Origin of the sequence: Shewanella decolorationis, assembly GCF_004354305.1 — a bacterium.
GTDB classification, from domain to species: domain Bacteria; phylum Pseudomonadota; class Gammaproteobacteria; order Enterobacterales; family Shewanellaceae; genus Shewanella; species Shewanella decolorationis.
In genome coordinates this window covers 3,251,295-3,267,231 of record NZ_CP037898.1, presented here as the reverse complement: position 1 = coordinate 3,267,231, position 15,937 = coordinate 3,251,295, and the positions used below count along the sequence as shown (strand labels likewise).

General features: G+C 46.9%; 16 protein-coding genes. 3 read left to right on the top strand and 13 right to left on the bottom strand.

Features of this window, described 5'->3' with window-relative positions; genetic code table 11:
* Positions 1–5: 5 nt before the first annotated feature.
* Together pssA and EYR25_RS14605 are read right to left on the bottom strand one after the other, a co-directional pair.
* Entirely contained in the window at positions 6–1,319 is a 1,314-nt protein-coding gene (gene pssA / locus EYR25_RS14610) for a CDP-diacylglycerol--serine O-phosphatidyltransferase (protein ID WP_133181028.1), read from the bottom strand.
* Positions 1,320–1,330: 11 nt separating this feature from the next.
* The gene (locus EYR25_RS14605) at positions 1,331–1,663 is read right to left on the bottom strand and encodes a DUF1904 domain-containing protein (protein ID WP_011622704.1); all 333 of its coding nucleotides are present in this window, start codon (positions 1,661–1,663) and stop codon (positions 1,331–1,333) included.
* Positions 1,664–2,235: 572 nt separating this feature from the next.
* Here EYR25_RS14605 and EYR25_RS14600 point away from each other — a divergent pair.
* Both EYR25_RS14600 and dacB read left to right on the top strand, forming a co-directional pair.
* Positions 2,236–2,412 carry a hypothetical protein gene (locus tag EYR25_RS14600; RefSeq protein ID WP_133181026.1) on the top strand — a complete coding sequence of 59 codons (177 nt, stop codon included), beginning with the start codon at positions 2,236–2,238 and terminating at the stop codon, positions 2,410–2,412.
* A gap of 38 nt (positions 2,413–2,450) precedes the next feature.
* Positions 2,451–3,974 carry a D-alanyl-D-alanine carboxypeptidase/D-alanyl-D-alanine endopeptidase gene (gene dacB, locus EYR25_RS14595; RefSeq protein WP_133181024.1) on the top strand — a complete coding sequence of 508 codons (1,524 nt, stop codon included), beginning with the start codon at positions 2,451–2,453 and terminating at the stop codon, positions 3,972–3,974.
* A 108-nt stretch (positions 3,975–4,082) separates the two neighbouring features.
* Here the strand turns inward: dacB and EYR25_RS14590 are convergent, their stop codons facing one another.
* From EYR25_RS14590 to EYR25_RS14540, 11 genes are all read right to left on the bottom strand, one after another.
* Positions 4,083–5,840, bottom strand: a complete 1,758-nt coding sequence (locus EYR25_RS14590; RefSeq protein WP_133181022.1) for an acyl-CoA dehydrogenase family protein — start codon at positions 5,838–5,840, stop codon at positions 4,083–4,085.
* Between the two features lie 217 nt (positions 5,841–6,057).
* Positions 6,058–6,600: a DUF2058 domain-containing protein gene (locus EYR25_RS14585; RefSeq protein ID WP_133181019.1), complete on the bottom strand. Its 543-nt coding sequence runs from the start codon at positions 6,598–6,600 to the stop codon at positions 6,058–6,060.
* Between the two features lie 59 nt (positions 6,601–6,659).
* On the bottom strand, positions 6,660–7,487 hold the full coding sequence (locus tag EYR25_RS14580; RefSeq protein WP_133181017.1) for an SDR family oxidoreductase: 828 nt from the start codon (positions 7,485–7,487) through the stop codon (positions 6,660–6,662).
* Positions 7,488–7,559: 72 nt separating this feature from the next.
* Positions 7,560–8,255: an orotidine-5'-phosphate decarboxylase gene (gene pyrF / locus EYR25_RS14575; RefSeq protein WP_133181015.1), complete on the bottom strand. Its 696-nt coding sequence runs from the start codon at positions 8,253–8,255 to the stop codon at positions 7,560–7,562.
* Between the two features lie 42 nt (positions 8,256–8,297).
* On the bottom strand, positions 8,298–9,458 hold the full coding sequence (lapB, locus tag EYR25_RS14570; protein ID WP_023267046.1) for a lipopolysaccharide assembly protein LapB: 1,161 nt from the start codon (positions 9,456–9,458) through the stop codon (positions 8,298–8,300).
* Position 9,459: 1 nt separating this feature from the next.
* Positions 9,460–9,735 (bottom strand): LapA family protein, encoded by a 276-nt coding sequence (locus EYR25_RS14565; RefSeq protein ID WP_039978099.1) that lies wholly within the window; start codon positions 9,733–9,735, stop codon positions 9,460–9,462.
* Positions 9,736–9,858: 123 nt separating this feature from the next.
* A complete protein-coding gene (gene ihfB, locus EYR25_RS14560) occupies positions 9,859–10,146 on the bottom strand; it encodes an integration host factor subunit beta (protein ID WP_011072380.1) in 288 nt (95 codons plus the stop codon).
* A gap of 72 nt (positions 10,147–10,218) precedes the next feature.
* On the bottom strand, positions 10,219–11,886 hold the full coding sequence (gene rpsA / locus EYR25_RS14555) for a 30S ribosomal protein S1 (RefSeq protein WP_011622695.1): 1,668 nt from the start codon (positions 11,884–11,886) through the stop codon (positions 10,219–10,221).
* A gap of 102 nt (positions 11,887–11,988) precedes the next feature.
* The gene (gene cmk / locus EYR25_RS14550; protein WP_011622694.1) at positions 11,989–12,681 is read right to left on the bottom strand and encodes a (d)CMP kinase; all 693 of its coding nucleotides are present in this window, start codon (positions 12,679–12,681) and stop codon (positions 11,989–11,991) included.
* A 181-nt stretch (positions 12,682–12,862) separates the two neighbouring features.
* Entirely contained in the window at positions 12,863–14,143 is a 1,281-nt protein-coding gene (gene aroA, locus EYR25_RS14545) for a 3-phosphoshikimate 1-carboxyvinyltransferase (RefSeq protein ID WP_133181013.1), read from the bottom strand.
* A 224-nt stretch (positions 14,144–14,367) separates the two neighbouring features.
* A complete protein-coding gene (locus tag EYR25_RS14540) occupies positions 14,368–14,580 on the bottom strand; it encodes a hypothetical protein (protein ID WP_133181010.1) in 213 nt (70 codons plus the stop codon).
* Between EYR25_RS14540 and EYR25_RS14535 the strand changes: the two genes are divergently transcribed.
* On the top strand, positions 14,579–15,769 hold the full coding sequence (locus EYR25_RS14535; protein WP_133181008.1) for an amino acid aminotransferase: 1,191 nt from the start codon (positions 14,579–14,581) through the stop codon (positions 15,767–15,769). The two genes, EYR25_RS14540 and EYR25_RS14535, sit on opposite strands and share 2 nt — an antisense overlap.
* Positions 15,770–15,937: the final 168 nt, after the last annotated feature.

The window sequence follows — 15,937 nt, the reverse complement described above, 5'->3', positions numbered from 1 at the left end:
GGCGATTAGAGAATACGTCTGAGCAGGAAATCTGCCTTTAGCCTTCTAATGCGATTCATAATCTTCTTCACTGGCGCGGGATAGCTTTGTAAGGTATCCACTTGACTGTAGTGATACAGGCGTTGCGTGTGTTCGAGGATATGGCTTTGTTCGGCCTCAAATTGTGCCTTCCAGCTACCGCTTTCGTCGTGAATGAGCAACCCATTCTCTAAATCCAGCGCCCATGCTCTTGGGTTTAAGTTTGAGCCTGTGATCAAATGCTTACGGCCATCGGCACTGATCCCCTTGAGGTGATAGCTATTGATGCCATGTTTCCACAGATGAATATTAAGCTGACCATTATCGATTGCCCATTGCTGACGCTTAGCAAATTTACGCAGCGATTGCTCATAGAGATACGGCAAGGCCCCTATGGTAGAAAAATCCTGCTCGGGCGGAATGTAAAAGTCATTCGCCGTTTTATCCCCTACGACTATGTCGATTCGTTTGCCTTTACGCAGGTGCTTAGCCAAGGCACGCACCAAAATATAGGGAGGATTAAAATAAGGCGTGCAAATAAATAACCTGTCTTTTGACTCTTCCACCATGGCAACCACGGCTTTATTCAGCAGATTATGTTTGCGACCTAATCCCAGCAAAGGGGTAACACGGTTGCCACTGCGTGTCGCGTCAAACTCATACTGAGCTTGGGATAGCCTGAGTTTAAAACTACGAACATCGGTTTTTGGGGGCAAAACTTCTTGCTGCGGGTCTTGAGTGAGCGAAGTAACCGCCGGATCGGCAATAATGTAACGCTGGATCATAGCGCGCATGCTGCGCGCTAACTCGGCCGACTCTATCACATGGTAACGGTCGAAACGGTATTTATCGTTTTGTTGTAGATAAATATTATTCAGGCTGGCACCGCTGTAAATCACGGCGTCATCGATCACAAAGCCCTTAAGGTGCAGTACGCCCATAAACTCACGGGATTTGACCGGCACACCCATAATGTCGATAGGATGCTCTGCCTCTGCCATGACCTTGCGGTACATCAAATAATTACCGCTGTCGCCCTTATGACCAATCAAGCCGCGTCGGGCACGATGGAAATCGACCAAAATCTTGACATCCAATGCAGGATTATTTGCCTTAGCCGTCATCAAGGCCTGTAAAACTTCACGCCCTGCCTCATCATCCTCAAGATAAAGTGCTGCAATATAAATGCTGTTCTTGGCATTTTCGATACGGCTAAGCAATTCTGCCTTAAACCGGCATGGAGTAAGCAACCACGTTAAAGCCTCGGGTTGAACGGCTATTCCACCAAGCTTATCTAGCAAGGCATCCTCCTTTAAACATGCTGACCACCCCGATAGGAAGCACTTGGGGTCAGTGACAAAAACATCACAGCAATTTGGGTTAATTCTGGATAGGCTTCTGTCACTGCCAGCCTGATCGTTTGTTCTACTTTAAGATGGATATCAGGGTCGACCGGAAACCAAAGCAATTCGATTTGGACAAAACGCTGATCAATTCTGCCATTACGGTAGCTGATGCTTGGGATCCAATCTAATGTAAAACTCTCTGCATTACCTTTACATATAGCCGCCAAAGACTGCAGTAATGTTTGGCTAAGCTCTGCAACAACTGCCTGTGGCAAGCCGCGCATACTAATATGAGGCATGGTTTTAGTGGTTACCTGAGATCCTAAAATCGTAAGGGGTAGAAATTACCGACTTCACAGCCACTCGGCAAGCCTTTTCGACGAAAAGAGCGCAGTAAGCCGCCTATTTTGCTGCTAATTTGACCTGGAGCGACGCATGGGGAATGTTCGGTATCAAATTGCTGCAATGAGGCTTAAACCTGTCTAATGACAATGCATTACTGGTATAAGCAAGGCCTGTTGACCTTTGAGATTAGATTTTACTCGTTAATACCAGTTTATATCCGTAAAGCGAGTAGCCATATGCATTGGCCGTACGCAAATAATAAATGTGTTTGCCTCTACAAATATGCGAATGAGCTTGCCTTTACCAAGCGTTTTATTGAATTTGTGCTGCGTTATCATCCCATTAAAATAACCACCCAACACAGACTTGGTACTGAGATAGCCAATAACACCTTAAACGTCGATATCATTTAGTGGCGTAAAATGATGCGTTTAATCACAAAAAAACTGTTAGCCGAAGGGCAAGCGTGCCAAGCCTGAATGTTTTAGCGTAAACTAAAGCGCCAAATGCCGAATAACCAAACACTATGAACAAAAAAATTTTACTGACCCTTGCCCTCACCCTATCCTTAGCTTGGGGCATTTTTCATTTTAAAGCGCAGCTAGGCTTACTGATTTTGCCGCTTTTTATCGGATTAGTGTTATTTGTCACTCTAAGACTGTATCGTTTGATGGAAAAAGACGATGGCAGTAATGACAGCTAATCATCCCTCTATATCATAAGGTAACGTGCAATACTGACATGGAAATGTTATCCCCAAACCTCATTCACTCCCGTGTAATGCCCCTAATACTGGCAGTATTAGTAACCAGTTTATCCCCTTCGAGTGTATTAGGGGCGTCCCCCACAATTAGCCAGACATTGCTTGCCAAGCAAATCGCAGATATTGCCCCGCGTCATTCGCAAGTCGCTTTGCTGGCCCGTGATTTAAGCACTAATACCCTGTTATACAGCCAGCAAGCCGATACCTTATTTATCCCCGCCAGCACACAAAAGGTGCTGACCGCCGTTACCGCTATGGCTAGCCTTGGCTCAGATTTTCGCTATGTCACTGAGCTTTGGAGTGATGCGCCTATTCGCCAAGGTCATATTGCGGGCAGTGTTTATCTGCGTTTTAGCGGCGATCCAACACTGACTCAGGACGATCTTAAGGCCTTGTTTGCCCATCTACAAAAACAAGGCATAAAAAGCGTTGAGGGACATCTCTATCTAATCGGGGATAAACAAGAGCAATTACAAGCACCTGGCTGGGTGTGGGATGACCTTGGGATTTGCTTTGCCGCGCCAGTGTCGAGTTATATCATCAATCAAAACTGCGTTTACGGGCTGTTTGCCCCAAGCTCAGCCAAGCATGCTTCTGAGGTCAAATTAAGGGCATCGAGTTTTGGGGTAAAAGTGACTAGCGACGCCATATTCTCCCCACAAGCAGGTCATGATTTTTGCCAGCTCGATTTAGTGCGCCTTGGCCAGAATCAGTATCATCTTCGGGGCTGCTATCCCGGCAGTGAAGCGATACCACTAGCGATTGCCATTAGCGATCCCGAAAAATTTGCCATGGACACCCTAACAGCGACGCTCAAGGGGGAAATGTCACTCTCAGGTAAAGTGAAGATAGGCAAGACCATCCCTTCTAAGGCAAAACTCATTGCCAGTCATAGCAGCGCGCCCTTACCTGAGCTACTCAAAACCATGCTGCTGAAGTCGGATAATCTGATTGCCGATAGTTTGTTTAAGCGCGTAGGGCAAAGTTATTACAAAACCCAAGGCAGCTTTACTAATGGTGCTGCGGCGATGCGCCATATTCTGACAGAGCTTGGGGTTGATTTAACCAACGCCAATATTGTCGATGGTTCAGGGCTTTCTCGCTATAACCTGTTGAGCGCAAAACAATTAGCCGATGTGCTGGCGCTCATTTACCAAGATGCTCGCTTTCGCAGCCTCATTGACAGTTTGCCCGAAGCCGGTGTCAGCGGCACACTGCAATACCGCTTGGGATACACTAAACCGCCCTTAAAACATCGAGTGTTTGCCAAGACAGGTTCGATGCAGGGAGTCGCCAATTTAGCTGGCTTTATGCGTTTAGCGCAGCAGCGGGATATTCTCTTTGTCGTGCTCGAGAATGGCATAAGCCCTGAGACCAAAAAGCAACGTAAGCCCGCCTTTAGCGCCGACTTTTTAACTCTGTTGCTTAACGCCATCGAAACTCAAACCCAAGCCAGCCAAACAACGGCCACCGAGCTCAACACCCTTAAGTTAAGTGATTAATATCCAATAACGTGCATAGCAATATGAAAAGTATTTAAAAGAAAAAAGCACTGAATATCAGTGCTTTTTGTTAGGCTAAATCGAATTTTAACCATCTTTAAGCTTGGGTTAGAACAGCTCTGCAGGCATCGCCATAGTGCTGGTATCCCCCGCACGCACTTGCGCTAAGTGATACTCAGCCTTAGGTAGCAGCTTGTCGAAATAGAATTTGGCGAGGTAGGATTTTTGCTCGGCAAACAGTTTATCTTCTGCACTCACTGCTTTATCCAACATGGCTAACCAATAGTAACCGTAGAGGGTGTAACCGAAGGCATCTAAAAAGTCCACTGCACTGGCGTTAATAAGCGCTGGCTGAGTCAACTTTTGCTCATTGATGGATTCGGCAACATTGACTAAGGCATCCAAACGGGCACAAACGGCGGACACTTTTACCGCATCGACCTGAGTAAATTCGCGCATTTGCGCCTTTAATTCGGCCACAAACTCCTTGAGCGTTGCCAGGTTATCGCCAGTGACTTTTCGGCCTAAGAAGTCGATGGCCTGAATACCGTTAGTACCTTCGTAAATCTGGGCAATACGGGTATCACGCACTAACTGTTCAATACCGGTTTCGCGAATATAGCCATGGCCACCAAACACTTGCTGCGCCATGATAGTGGTATCTAAACCTCTGTCGGTTAAAAATGCTTTCGCCACGGGTGTTAACAAGCCCACATAACGAGCAGCCTTGGCTTTAACCTCATCCTCGGCATATTTTGCTAAATCGAGTTGTTTACCGGTAAATACCGAGAGTGCGCGCCCCGCTTCCGTCATCGCACGTATGGTCAGCAACATACGACGCACGTCGCCATGCACGATAATAGGATCGGAGTCGCTCCCCGTGGGCGAGCCGCCTGCGGCAACGCCTTGGTTGCGCTCTTTAGCATAATCGGCGGCCATTTGATAAGCGGCCTGCGCACTGCCAAGCCCTTGAATACCGATGGCTAAGCGCTCGTAGTTCATCATAGTGAACATACACACTAAACCACGATTTGGCTCACCAATCAGGTAACCTTTTGCCTCATCAAAGTTCATTACACAGGTGGCAGAGCCCTTAAGCCCCATTTTATGTTCGATGGAACCCACGCTCACACCGTTCGCTTGGCCTAAACTGCCGTCGGCATTGACCGTGGTTTTAGGCACGAGGAACAGCGAAATCCCTTTGCTTTCAGGAAGCTTTGCCAGCACTAAGTGAATGACGTTCTCGGTCAAATCATGATCGCCACCCGTGATAAAGATTTTGCTGCCGCTAATGGCATAACTGCCGTCATCCTGTGGGATAGCACGGGTACGGATATTACGTAGATCTGAGCCTGCCTGAGGCTCCGTCATGTCCATGGCCCCAGCCCATTCACCGCTGTAAAGTTTTGGCAAATAGGTTTCTTTAATCTCTTCACTGCCGTGGGCATTAATACACAATGCCGCCCCCGCCGTAAGTGAACCATACAGAGTGAATGCATTGCAGGCGCTATAAGCCATTTCATCGACTAACACCCCAAGCATTTTCGGCATGCCCATACCGCCGAACTCGGGTTCACCACACAGGCCCACCCAGCCGCCTTGGGAATATTGATCGTAAACGGCTTTATAACCATCGGGCGTAATTACTTGATTATTCTGATGAAGAACGCCTTGCTCATCGCCAGCACGGTTAAGCGGATGGATTAATTCAGCACTGATTTTCGCGGCTTCTTCGAGAATCGCGCCGGCCGTATCCATATCGACCATTTCAGCAATATCAGGGAGTTGTGCCCAAGTATTTGGCGCATCAAAAACCTGTTCCAATAAGAAACGCATATCCGCTAACGGAGCTTGGTAAGGATTCATGGGTAGACTCTTAAACGTAGGATTTAAACAGTTGTTTTAATTTATACCAGTTCAATACAGAAAACAATCTCATTACAAATTCACTTTGCAACTCAGAACTAGCAAAACCGTTAATGTGAAATACGGGCAATAAAAAACCCTTAAGTTGCCTTAAGGGTTTTAGTGTAGCCAGAGATAAGCGATGCGTCGTCGGCTTAGCTCACGATTAACGCATTGATTACCACATTAAATCGTCTGGGATCGCATAATCGGCATAGGGGTCATCTTCAACCTCAACCGCTTTACCTTCATCCTGTTGCCACAAGTAACCGCACCATTGTGGCACCAAGAGATTGACGCGCTCGGCTAATTTATGGGGGACTAGGTAGCTCTTATCTTCATATCGAACAATTCCTAACAGGCCTTTAAGCAGTTCTGATTGGATCTTCTCGTCGATATAGACTGAATAGATTTTATTGTCGAGGGTATAGTTAAATTTAACCTCGGCATGGCTTGGGATCTTAATCGCAAATTGAGTAAACTCACTCACCAAGCCACGCACTTGCCCACGGGCCGTCGCTTCGGCAAAGCGCTGCTCGTTCAATGCCTTATCTTTTTCAGCTTGGAGTCGTTTTTGCTCGGCAATGTCATTCTTCAATGCACTCGAACCATCATCCACCCGCGCCTTTTTGTCGCGACGTTTTTGCGTCTTCACATCACGTACTTTTTGTTTACTGGCAAGGCCAGCCTTAAGCAGCTGCTCTTGTAATGCATTCGCCATGGATTTTCACCCGATTTCTCTATCAAATAAATAAGTTACAACGTTCAAATATTGCGCTATTACTGCTGAGCTTTAATCGCCAACTCGCCTAATGCCGTCATTGCAATGCTCGCACCGCCAAGTGACCAGCCACCATCGACGGGTAACACAACCCCTGTAATGTACGAGGCATACTCTGATCCTAAAAACATCGCGGCATTAGCAATATCCTGCCCGACACCATTACGTTTTAACGGTACAGACTGTGCAACTTGCTGTTGCAGCGCCGCGCTCGGTGCTAAACGGTTAAATCCTTCAGTGTCCGCGATTGGGCCTGGAATAATGGAGTTTATACGGATCCCTTCGCAGCCCCATTCTATCGCCAGTGTTCGAGTGAGCATGTCTACGCCCGCTTTGGCGGCGCACACATGGGCTTGCATTGGCATGGCTATCGATGCCTGCGGCGCCGAGATTTGAATAATATTCCCTTGGGGGCGACGCAGTAAAGGATAAGCCGTCTTCAGCACTTGAAAACTGCCCAACAGGTCAATATCCATCACGGCCTTAAAGCCATTAGCAGAGAGTTTTGCCGCAGTCGCCGGAAAGTTACCTGCCGCACCACTTACTAACACATCGATAAAGCCAAATTCAGAGGCGATGGCTTCAAAGCCCTGCTCAACCGCAGCTAAATCTCTCACATCAAAACTCACCCCGAGGTGGAGCCCATCTGGATTTGACTGTTTGAGCTGCAACACGGCGGCATCAATCTTATCTTGGCTGCGACTCGCCACCGCCACATTCGCGCCAGCCTGCGCAAAGGCGTTGGCTATCGCGAGGTTAATTCCACTCGTACCACCGACAACGACAACATTCTTACCTTGATAATTAAACATCGTAGTATTCAGCATGGGCATTCTCCATGAACGGTCAAATTAACGTGCGAACAAGTGCTTAAACCGCAATGGCTTTCATCATGCCACTCAAGCGAGAGATTGATGAATCGCCTGCAGCACCGCCAGAGGATCGGCGGCCTTAGTGATTGGTCGACCAATCACTAAATAATCAGAACCAGCGGCAAGCGCCTCCGGTGGCGTCATCACCCGGTGTTGGTCACCCACGTCACTGCCCACAGGGCGGATCCCCGGGGTGATAAGTTTAAAATCTCGGCCTAAGAGCGATTTAAGTACACTCGCCTCTTGCGCCGAACAGACTACACCATCAAGGCCTGCCTGTTTGGTGAGTTTAGCGAGACGTTGCACATGCTCAAAGGCTGGGACATCGATGCCAATGAGTTTTAAATCCTCATCGCTCATTGAAGTCAGAACCGTTACTGCGATGAGCAGAGGTGCATCTTTACCATAGGGCTGCAACGCTTTTTTCGCCGCTTCCATCATGGCCAAGCCACCGCTGGCATGGACGTTTGTCATCCACACGCCAAGTTCTGCCGCGGCCGAGACCGCTTTAGCGACGGTATTCGGAATATCGTGAAACTTTAAGTCGAGGAAAAGATCGAAACCACGGTCATGAATGTCTTTAACCAATTGTGGGCCAAATAGGGTAAACATTTCTTTGCCCACTTTGAGGCGGCACATGTTAGGATCGAGTTGATCTATCAGTTGTAAGGCGTGGTTTTTATTATCGTAATCAAGCGCTACGAGGATAGGTTTGGTCGTCATCATCTCTCCAACTGAGTTACACTAACAAGGTATTTCTAAAGGTTATTCACCGTCTAAGCCACGGATCCGTTTAATGGTGCCCCATTTTTTACAGGAGGGGCAATGCCAATACAGGGTGTGGGATGGGAAACCGCATTCTTTACAGCGGTAACTTGGACGGAATTTAATTTGTTGTTCAACAAGTTGCTCAAGCATAGTCAAACTTTGTTTGGCTTGCCCTTCTTCTGCTTGACGCAGGTGCATCTGCATTAAGTGCTGAAATCCCTTCATGGTGGGATGGCGATACAGGGCATCTAACACCATGTTTTCAGCAGCTTTTATCTCATCGAGACTAATCATATGCTGAGCAAGCGCTACCACCACGGAGGCGCCCGCCCCTTCGGCCATCGCGCCCGCTAATAATTCTTGATAGCCCTCTTTATCTTGGGTATCACGATAAACTTGCTTGGCCGTTGGTAAGGCATCGGCAAAGAGTTCTATGTCGGCCTTTTTCAGTGCCATCAGCATAGATTTACACTGGTTGTAATCCTTGGCGTCGAGGAATTTTTTAGCTAGTGTGAGTAAGGCTCGGCCGCACTTAGGATCTTGTTTTAAGGCTTGTTGTAATAACTTGATCTTGTCGGCATCGTCGCTGGTTTCATCCGCAAGCTGGCAATAAAAGTGGGCGATAATCGGTTTAAGCACCTGCTGACGCTTACGACTTAAGCGCTTGGTGATATCGATAGCCTTTTGCCATTCCTTAATAACTTGATAAATGGCAATCAGCTGCGTCTCAGACTCTTCACTATGGTCATCTTGACTCACTAAATTCAGGAAAATTTCTTCCGCGCGGTCGTAAAATCCTGCGGCAAGGTAATCTTTACCCAGTTCCATCATCGCAATATCACGCTGCTCATTGGTGAGTGTTGGGCGTGCGATTAGGTTTTGATGGATACGAATAGAGCGGTCAACTTCACCGCGTTTGCGGAATAACGACCCGAGGGAAAGATGGGTATCGATGGTTTCATCGTCCACATCGAGCATACTGATAAACAAGTCGACCGCTTTGTCTGACTCGTTCGACAACAGGAAATTCAAGCCGGTGAAATAATCACGACTTAATTGCTTACGCTGATTACTCTGGTTTTGCCTTATGCTCCGCCGCCCCATATACCAACCGTAACCGGCAGCAATAGGAAGCAACAGAAAGAGGATCTCAAGCATATTAGGCGTCTACACCTTGAGGAGTTTTAGCGGTTTGGGCCGTTAATTTCTTTCTGGTCGTCGCTAAAGCCAATTTCAGTTTAACAATATAATAACTGGCCACGAGCCAACTCAGCATAAAGCCTGCAAAGAAAACCACGGCTAATACTACGGGTAAACGGTACTCACCCTGAGCCACAAAGTAGCTGATCGTCACTACTTGTTCATTACGCGCACCAAAAATCAATGCCACAATAAATAACAGTGCCACAAGGACTGTCGCTACAAAAGATTTCACGTCGCACTCCCTTAAACGCCTTTCAATTTTCTGATTATCCAAGAAATTTACTGAGCTGACCAGCTTTGCCTTGCATTAGATATAAAAAAGCCCCCTTACGGAGGCTTTTTGTAATGCGGTCAATTATACATTAACTGCGTCAACGCGTTCGCGCAGTTCTTTGCCTGGCTTAAAGTGCGGGACGTATTTGCCTTCCAATTCAACTGATGAACCAGTCTTTGGATTACGGCCAGTACGCGGTGCACGATAATGAAGCGAGAAACTACCAAATCCACGGATTTCGATACGATCTCCGCTTTCTAATGTTGTTGCCATTTGCTCCAACATCTCTTTGATTGCGCCTTCAACCTCTTTCGCCGACAGCTGCGACTGCCTGGTGGCGAGTTTTTCGATCAGTTCGGATTTTGTCATCCTAGCTATCCCCTATTATCAAGCCAAACACAGTCACCTAATGGGGAGAAAAACTCCCCATACAACAGGCGATTATTTGCGAGCTGCTTTAAACGCTTCAGCCATTGCATTACTAATAACAGCGTCTTCTTGTTTATTCAAGGTCGCCATTACTTCTTTTTCTTCAGCTTCGTCTTTCGCTTTGATTGACAGGCTGATAGAACGGTTCTTACGGTCAACACCCATGAACTTAGCTTCGATAGCATCACCTACTGAGTAAACAGTAGATGCATCTTCGATGCGCTCACGGCTGATGTCAGCTACACGGATGTAACCTTCAACAGTGTCAGCTAGTTCAACAGTAACGCCTTTAGCGTCAACAGCAGAAACAGTACCGTTTACGATAGTACCTTTCTTCTTGTCAGCTAAGTAAGCGTTGAATGGATCGTCTTCAGTTTGTTTAACGCCTAAGCTGATGCGCTCGCGCTCTGGGTCAACAGACAGAACCACTGCGTGGATTTCGTCGCCTTTCTTGTACTCAGATACTGCGTCTTCGCCAGTGCCGTTCCAAGAAATGTCAGACAGGTGAACTAAACCATCGATACCGCCGTCAAGACCGATGAAGATACCGAAGTCAGTGATTGACTTGATCTTACCAGAAACCTTGTCGCCTTTGTTGTAACGAGTTGCGAAGTCATCCCATGGGTTGGTCTTACATTGCTTCAGACCTAGAGAAATACGACGACGCTCTTCATCGATGTCCAGAACCAGAACTTCAACTTCGTCACCTAAGTTAACCACTTTAGATGGGTGAATGTTCTTGTTAGTCCAATCCATTTCAGAAACGTGAACTAAACCTTCAACGCCTTCTTCGATTTCAACGAAACAGCCGTAGTCAGTCAGGTTAGTTACGCGACCAGTTAACTTAGTGTTTTCTGGGTAGCGTTTGCTGATTTCTAACCATGGATCTTCGCCAAGTTGTTTCAGACCTAGAGACACACGAGTGCGCTCACGATCGTACTTCAGAACTTTAACGTTGATTTCGTCACCAACGTTTACGATTTCAGATGGGTGCTTAACGCGTTTCCATGCCATATCAGTGATATGTAACAGACCGTCAACGCCACCTAAATCTACGAATGCACCGTAGTCAGTCAGGTTCTTAACGATACCTTTAACTGCTTGACCTTCTTGCAGGTTTTCTAACAGTGCATCACGCTCAGCGCTGCTTTCTGATTCGATAACTGCACGACGAGAAACAACTACGTTGTTACGCTTCTGGTCTAGTTTGATAACTTTGAATTCTAATTCTTTGTACTCTAAGTGAGCGGTGTCGCGAACTGGGCGCACGTCAACTAGAGAACCAGGTAAGAAGGCACGGATACCGTTTAATTCAACAGTGAAACCGCCTTTCACTTTACCATTGATGATACCGATTACAGTTTCAGCATCTTCGTAAGCTTTTTCCAGAACGATCCAAGCTTCGTGACGTTTCGCTTTTTCGCGAGACAGTTGAGTCTCACCGAAGCCGTCTTCAACAGAGTCAAGAGCTACGTCAACTTCATCACCAACAGCGATTTCTAAAACGCCTTGAGCGTTTTTGAATTGTTCAGCTGGGATTGGGCTTTCAGACTTCAGACCTGCATCAACCAGAACCATACCGTTTTCGATAGCAACTACAGTACCACGAACGATAGAGCCTGGACGGAATTCCAGAGTTTGAAGGGATTGTTCAAATAGATCAGCAAAAGATTCAGTCATGTTTAAGTTACTTTAATGTAATAAACCACAGTCAATCCTAGACGTGGAGTCAGTCAAATTATCCGTATCATCCTTAATACGAATACCTATCCAAACAATAACTTAGTTAGTGTTGGATAATTTTTGGTTGATGTAGTTGAGCGCAAGCTCAAGTACTTCATCAATACCTTTATCGCTGGTATCGATAACGAGCGCATCCTCGGCAGGGACCAAAGGGGCCACTGGACGATTCATATCGCGGTCGTCACGCTCGATAATTTCAGCTAAAAGGCGCTCGATATTAACATCGAAGCCCTTGTCCTGCAACTGATTATAGCGTCTTTGAGCCCGCTCCTCTGCAGAAGCAGTTAAATATAATTTAGCCGATGCCGTTGGGAAAACAACCGTGCCCATGTCGCGGCCATCGGCGATTAATCCGGGTGCCGTTCTAAAGGCACGTTGACGACGTAATAAGGCTTCCCGTACACGGGGAAATGCCGCCACTTTAGAGGCCGCATTTGAGCATTCTTGGGTACGTATCGCAGTAGTGACGTCTTCACCTTCTAAGATCACTTGAACTGGGTCTTTCTCATTGCCGGTTAAAAATTTCACATCAAGGTGAGCAGCAAGGAGTGTGATGGATTCTTCATTTTCCAGTTCTACATCGTGGTGAATTGCAGCTAACGCAAGCACTCGGTAAATAGCACCACTATCAAGCAGTTGCCATCCGAGATGCTTAGCCAACAATTGGCTAATTGTCCCTTTACCAGCACCACTTGGGCCGTCGATTGTGACTACAGGAGCCCGTTCAGACATACATTCCTCCGCAAAAAATAATCATCATCCGTGAGTTCTTAACTAGAGCCCCGAAAATGAGCGCCGCATTGTACAATACTATACAAATAAAATCCGTGGATTTTTTATGAAGTTTAGAAGCCGCTCAAATGCGGCTTCATCATCTTGATATGACTCAAAGTCAGTCTGTTACAGAAAGCGGTTAGGCTTTGAGACTGGCAAATTGGGCAAAATAGTCAGGGAAGGTTTTCGAGGTGCAATCGGGATCATTAATGGTGATCCCGCAATCGGCAAAGGCCATCATGGAGAAGCACATCGCCATGCGATGGTCGTTATAGGTGTCAATCTCTGCGGTATTGAGCACCGCTGGCGGGGTGATTTGAATATAATCGTGGCCCTCTTCCACTAACGCGCCAACTTTACGCAGCTCTGTTGCCATCGCCGCTAATCGGTCGGTCTCTTTAATGCGCCAGTTATAGATGTTGCGTATAGTGGTCGTGCCCTTAGCAAACAGGGCCGCGGTGGCAATGGTCATCGCCGCATCGGGAATATGATTCATGTCTAAATTAATCGCGGTTAACGGTGCGCCACGGGCAATAATGTAATCATCGCCCCACTCAATATCGGCGCCCATTTTTTCCAGCACATCGGCAAATTTCACATCGCCCTGAATGCTTAAACGGCCAACACCCGTGACTTTCACCTCACCGCCTTTAATGGCTCCCGCCGCTAAAAAGTAAGATGCAGAAGAGGCATCCCCTTCCACTAACACTTTACCCGGAGATACATACTGCTGCCCGGCTGGGATTTCAAAGCGGGTATAGTCATGGTTAATCACCTGAACGCCAAACTGTGCCATCAGGGCTAGGGTAATGTCGATATAAGGCTTTGAAACCAGTTCACCTTTAACATGAATATTCACGCTGCCCTTAGCTAGGGGCGCAACCATTAACAGCGCGGTTAAGAACTGGCTGGACAGATCGCCAGCAATTTCCACATCGCCACCGTTAAGACCGGTTGCATTGATGGTTAGAGGCGGAAATCCTTCATTCTTAAGGTAAACAATATTGGCGCCCAATTGTTGCAGAGCATCGACCAAATCGCCAATGGGACGCTCTTCCATGCGCGGCTCGCCAGTTAAGGTAAATTCGCCACGACCTAAGGTGAGCGCAGCGCACAATGGACGCATTGCTGTTCCCGCATTGCCTAAAAACAGCGTTTGCGCGGTATCTGAAGAAATCACGCCGCCTAAGCCAGTCAGTTCACAGACAGTATTATTTTGCGATAAGCGGTATTCGACGCCCAACTGTTTTAAAGACGCCAACATATGGCGAATATCATCCGAGTCGAGCAAATTGGTTAGCGTGGTGGAGCCTTTGGCTAAGGTCGCTAATAATAACGCGCGGTTAGAAATGCTTTTTGAGCCCGGAATGTTGATCTCACCGCGGACTTGCACAACAGGTTCAAGACGTAATTGCTTCATGAATAAATCTTCTTTCTCTTAGGGCGTAACCATCGACGGCACGCTGATTGAAAATAGGTAAATGGCAACCTCACGCTACATGGCGTCAAGTTAAGATTACAAATTAAAGGAGATTGGGGACCTTGTTGGTGCTTCGTCGTTATAAAATTACCGATAGTGACGCAGGATTCAACCGTTTTTTACTAAAAAACGGCTTTTTAAACCGGAAAATTACTCAAGTCAGTCTAAAAATAACAAAAATACAAAATATCAGCGGTTAAATTGTGATCTAAAGCGTTTTTTGGCAGGCTTTTTTGCCAGATTAATTGGCCATAGTTCACAGTTTTTGCTTTAAATTTTTCATCTATCCACGCTATTCTAGGTTTCAAACGATAAATCACGCATATTCTTTGCAATTCCTGTTGTCGCAATATAACCAAAAAGGTAGATGGAGCCATGTTTAACTCACTCGTCGCAATGCCTGCGGATCCTATCCTCGGCCTATTAACCCAATACCGTGAAGACGCACATCCTCAAAAAGTCGACTTAGGTGTGGGCGTATATAAGGATCCCGCTGGAAACACTCCCATCCTTAATTGCGTGAAAAAAGCCGAAAAATTCCGTTTAGACACAGAAACCACCAAAGTGTATATCGGCCCAACCGGTTCACCTCAGTTTAATACCCTGATAACAGAATTAGCCTTTGGCAGTGATCACAGCGCGATTATCGCCAACCGCATTCGTACTGTTTCTACTCCTGGTGGTACGGGCGCCCTACGCGTTGCCGGTGATTTTATTAAGCGCTGCAATCCTAATGCGGTGCTGTGGGTGAGCGATCCCACCTGGGCGAACCACACAGGCTTGTTTGAGGCAGCAGGCATTACCGTTAAAACCTACCCTTACTATAATTACGACACTAAATCATTAAAGTTTGATGAGATGCTCAGCGCGCTTGCTCAAGTTGGCCCGAACGATGTGGTGCTGTTCCACGCCTGTTGCCATAACCCGAGCGGGATGGATTTAACGACAGAGCAATGGGATAAAGTGGTTGCCCTCACCAAGGAGCAAGGTTTTACCCCGCTTATCGACATGGCTTACCAAGGTTTTGGTGATGGTGTCGATATCGATGCCTATGGCGTGCGTAAAATGGCCGCGGCGGTCGATAATATGATCCTGTGTAGCTCTTGCTCGAAAAACTTCGGTCTGTACCGTGAGCGTATCGGTTCTTGCTCTGTGGTTGCAAAGGATGCGAACACGGCAAACATCGCGCAATCTGTGCTGCTTTACGTGGTTCGCTGCCTCTACTCCATGCCGCCAGCCCACGGCGCGGCGATTGTCGAAACCATTCTCGGTTCGGCAGAACTAAAGCAAGAATGGTTAGATGAGCTCAAAGTGATGCGCGACCGCATCAATGGTAACCGCGCGATTTTAGTGGAAAAACTCAAGGCCAATGGCGTTGAGCGTGACTTTGGCTTTATCGCTCGCCAAAAAGGTATGTTCTCTTTCCTAGGAGTTAATCCTGAGCAAGTGGCACGCCTGCAGAAAGAATTCAGCATTTATATGGTGGGTTCGAGCCGTATTAGCATTGCAGGCATTAGCGAAGACAATGTGGATTACTTAGCCAAGTCGATTGCTAAAGTGCTTTAAATACAAGCACTTTAGTATTTTTTCTACACAGTTTACTCTGCTGTATTCTCGATTTAGGATGCAGCAGAGTTGCTCTACCGCTTGTCAATATTACACTCGTCTATTTAGTTTGGATTAACGAATCTTCCTTTTCGTTTCTACACCCCAAAACCTCATTAGCCACGCCAT

What these genes read in the sequence shown, in the direction of transcription:
- EYR25_RS14605 (WP_011622704.1), bottom strand. Translation starts at nt 1,663, where the DNA reads ATGCCTCATATTAGTATGCGCGGCTTGCCACAGGCAGTTGTTGCAGAG.
- EYR25_RS14600 (WP_133181026.1), top strand. Translation starts at nt 2,236, where the DNA reads ATGAACAAAAAAATTTTACTGACCCTTGCCCTCACCCTATCCTTAGCT.
- dacB (WP_133181024.1), top strand. Translation starts at nt 2,451, where the DNA reads ATGGAAATGTTATCCCCAAACCTCATTCACTCCCGTGTAATGCCCCTA.
- EYR25_RS14590 (WP_133181022.1), bottom strand. Translation starts at nt 5,840, where the DNA reads ATGAATCCTTACCAAGCTCCGTTAGCGGATATGCGTTTCTTATTGGAA.
- EYR25_RS14585 (WP_133181019.1), bottom strand. Translation starts at nt 6,600, where the DNA reads ATGGCGAATGCATTACAAGAGCAGCTGCTTAAGGCTGGCCTTGCCAGT.
- EYR25_RS14580 (WP_133181017.1), bottom strand. Translation starts at nt 7,487, where the DNA reads ATGCTGAATACTACGATGTTTAATTATCAAGGTAAGAATGTTGTCGTT.
- pyrF (WP_133181015.1), bottom strand. Translation starts at nt 8,255, where the DNA reads ATGACGACCAAACCTATCCTCGTAGCGCTTGATTACGATAATAAAAAC.
- lapB (WP_023267046.1), bottom strand. Translation starts at nt 9,458, where the DNA reads ATGCTTGAGATCCTCTTTCTGTTGCTTCCTATTGCTGCCGGTTACGGT.
- ihfB (WP_011072380.1), bottom strand. Translation starts at nt 10,146, where the DNA reads ATGACAAAATCCGAACTGATCGAAAAACTCGCCACCAGGCAGTCGCAG.
- rpsA (WP_011622695.1), bottom strand. Translation starts at nt 11,886, where the DNA reads ATGACTGAATCTTTTGCTGATCTATTTGAACAATCCCTTCAAACTCTG.
- cmk (WP_011622694.1), bottom strand. Translation starts at nt 12,681, where the DNA reads ATGTCTGAACGGGCTCCTGTAGTCACAATCGACGGCCCAAGTGGTGCT.
- aroA (WP_133181013.1), bottom strand. Translation starts at nt 14,143, where the DNA reads ATGAAGCAATTACGTCTTGAACCTGTTGTGCAAGTCCGCGGTGAGATC.
- EYR25_RS14535 (WP_133181008.1), top strand. Translation starts at nt 14,579, where the DNA reads ATGTTTAACTCACTCGTCGCAATGCCTGCGGATCCTATCCTCGGCCTA.
- EYR25_RS14540 (WP_133181010.1), bottom strand. Translation starts at nt 14,580, where the DNA reads ATGGCTCCATCTACCTTTTTGGTTATATTGCGACAACAGGAATTGCAA.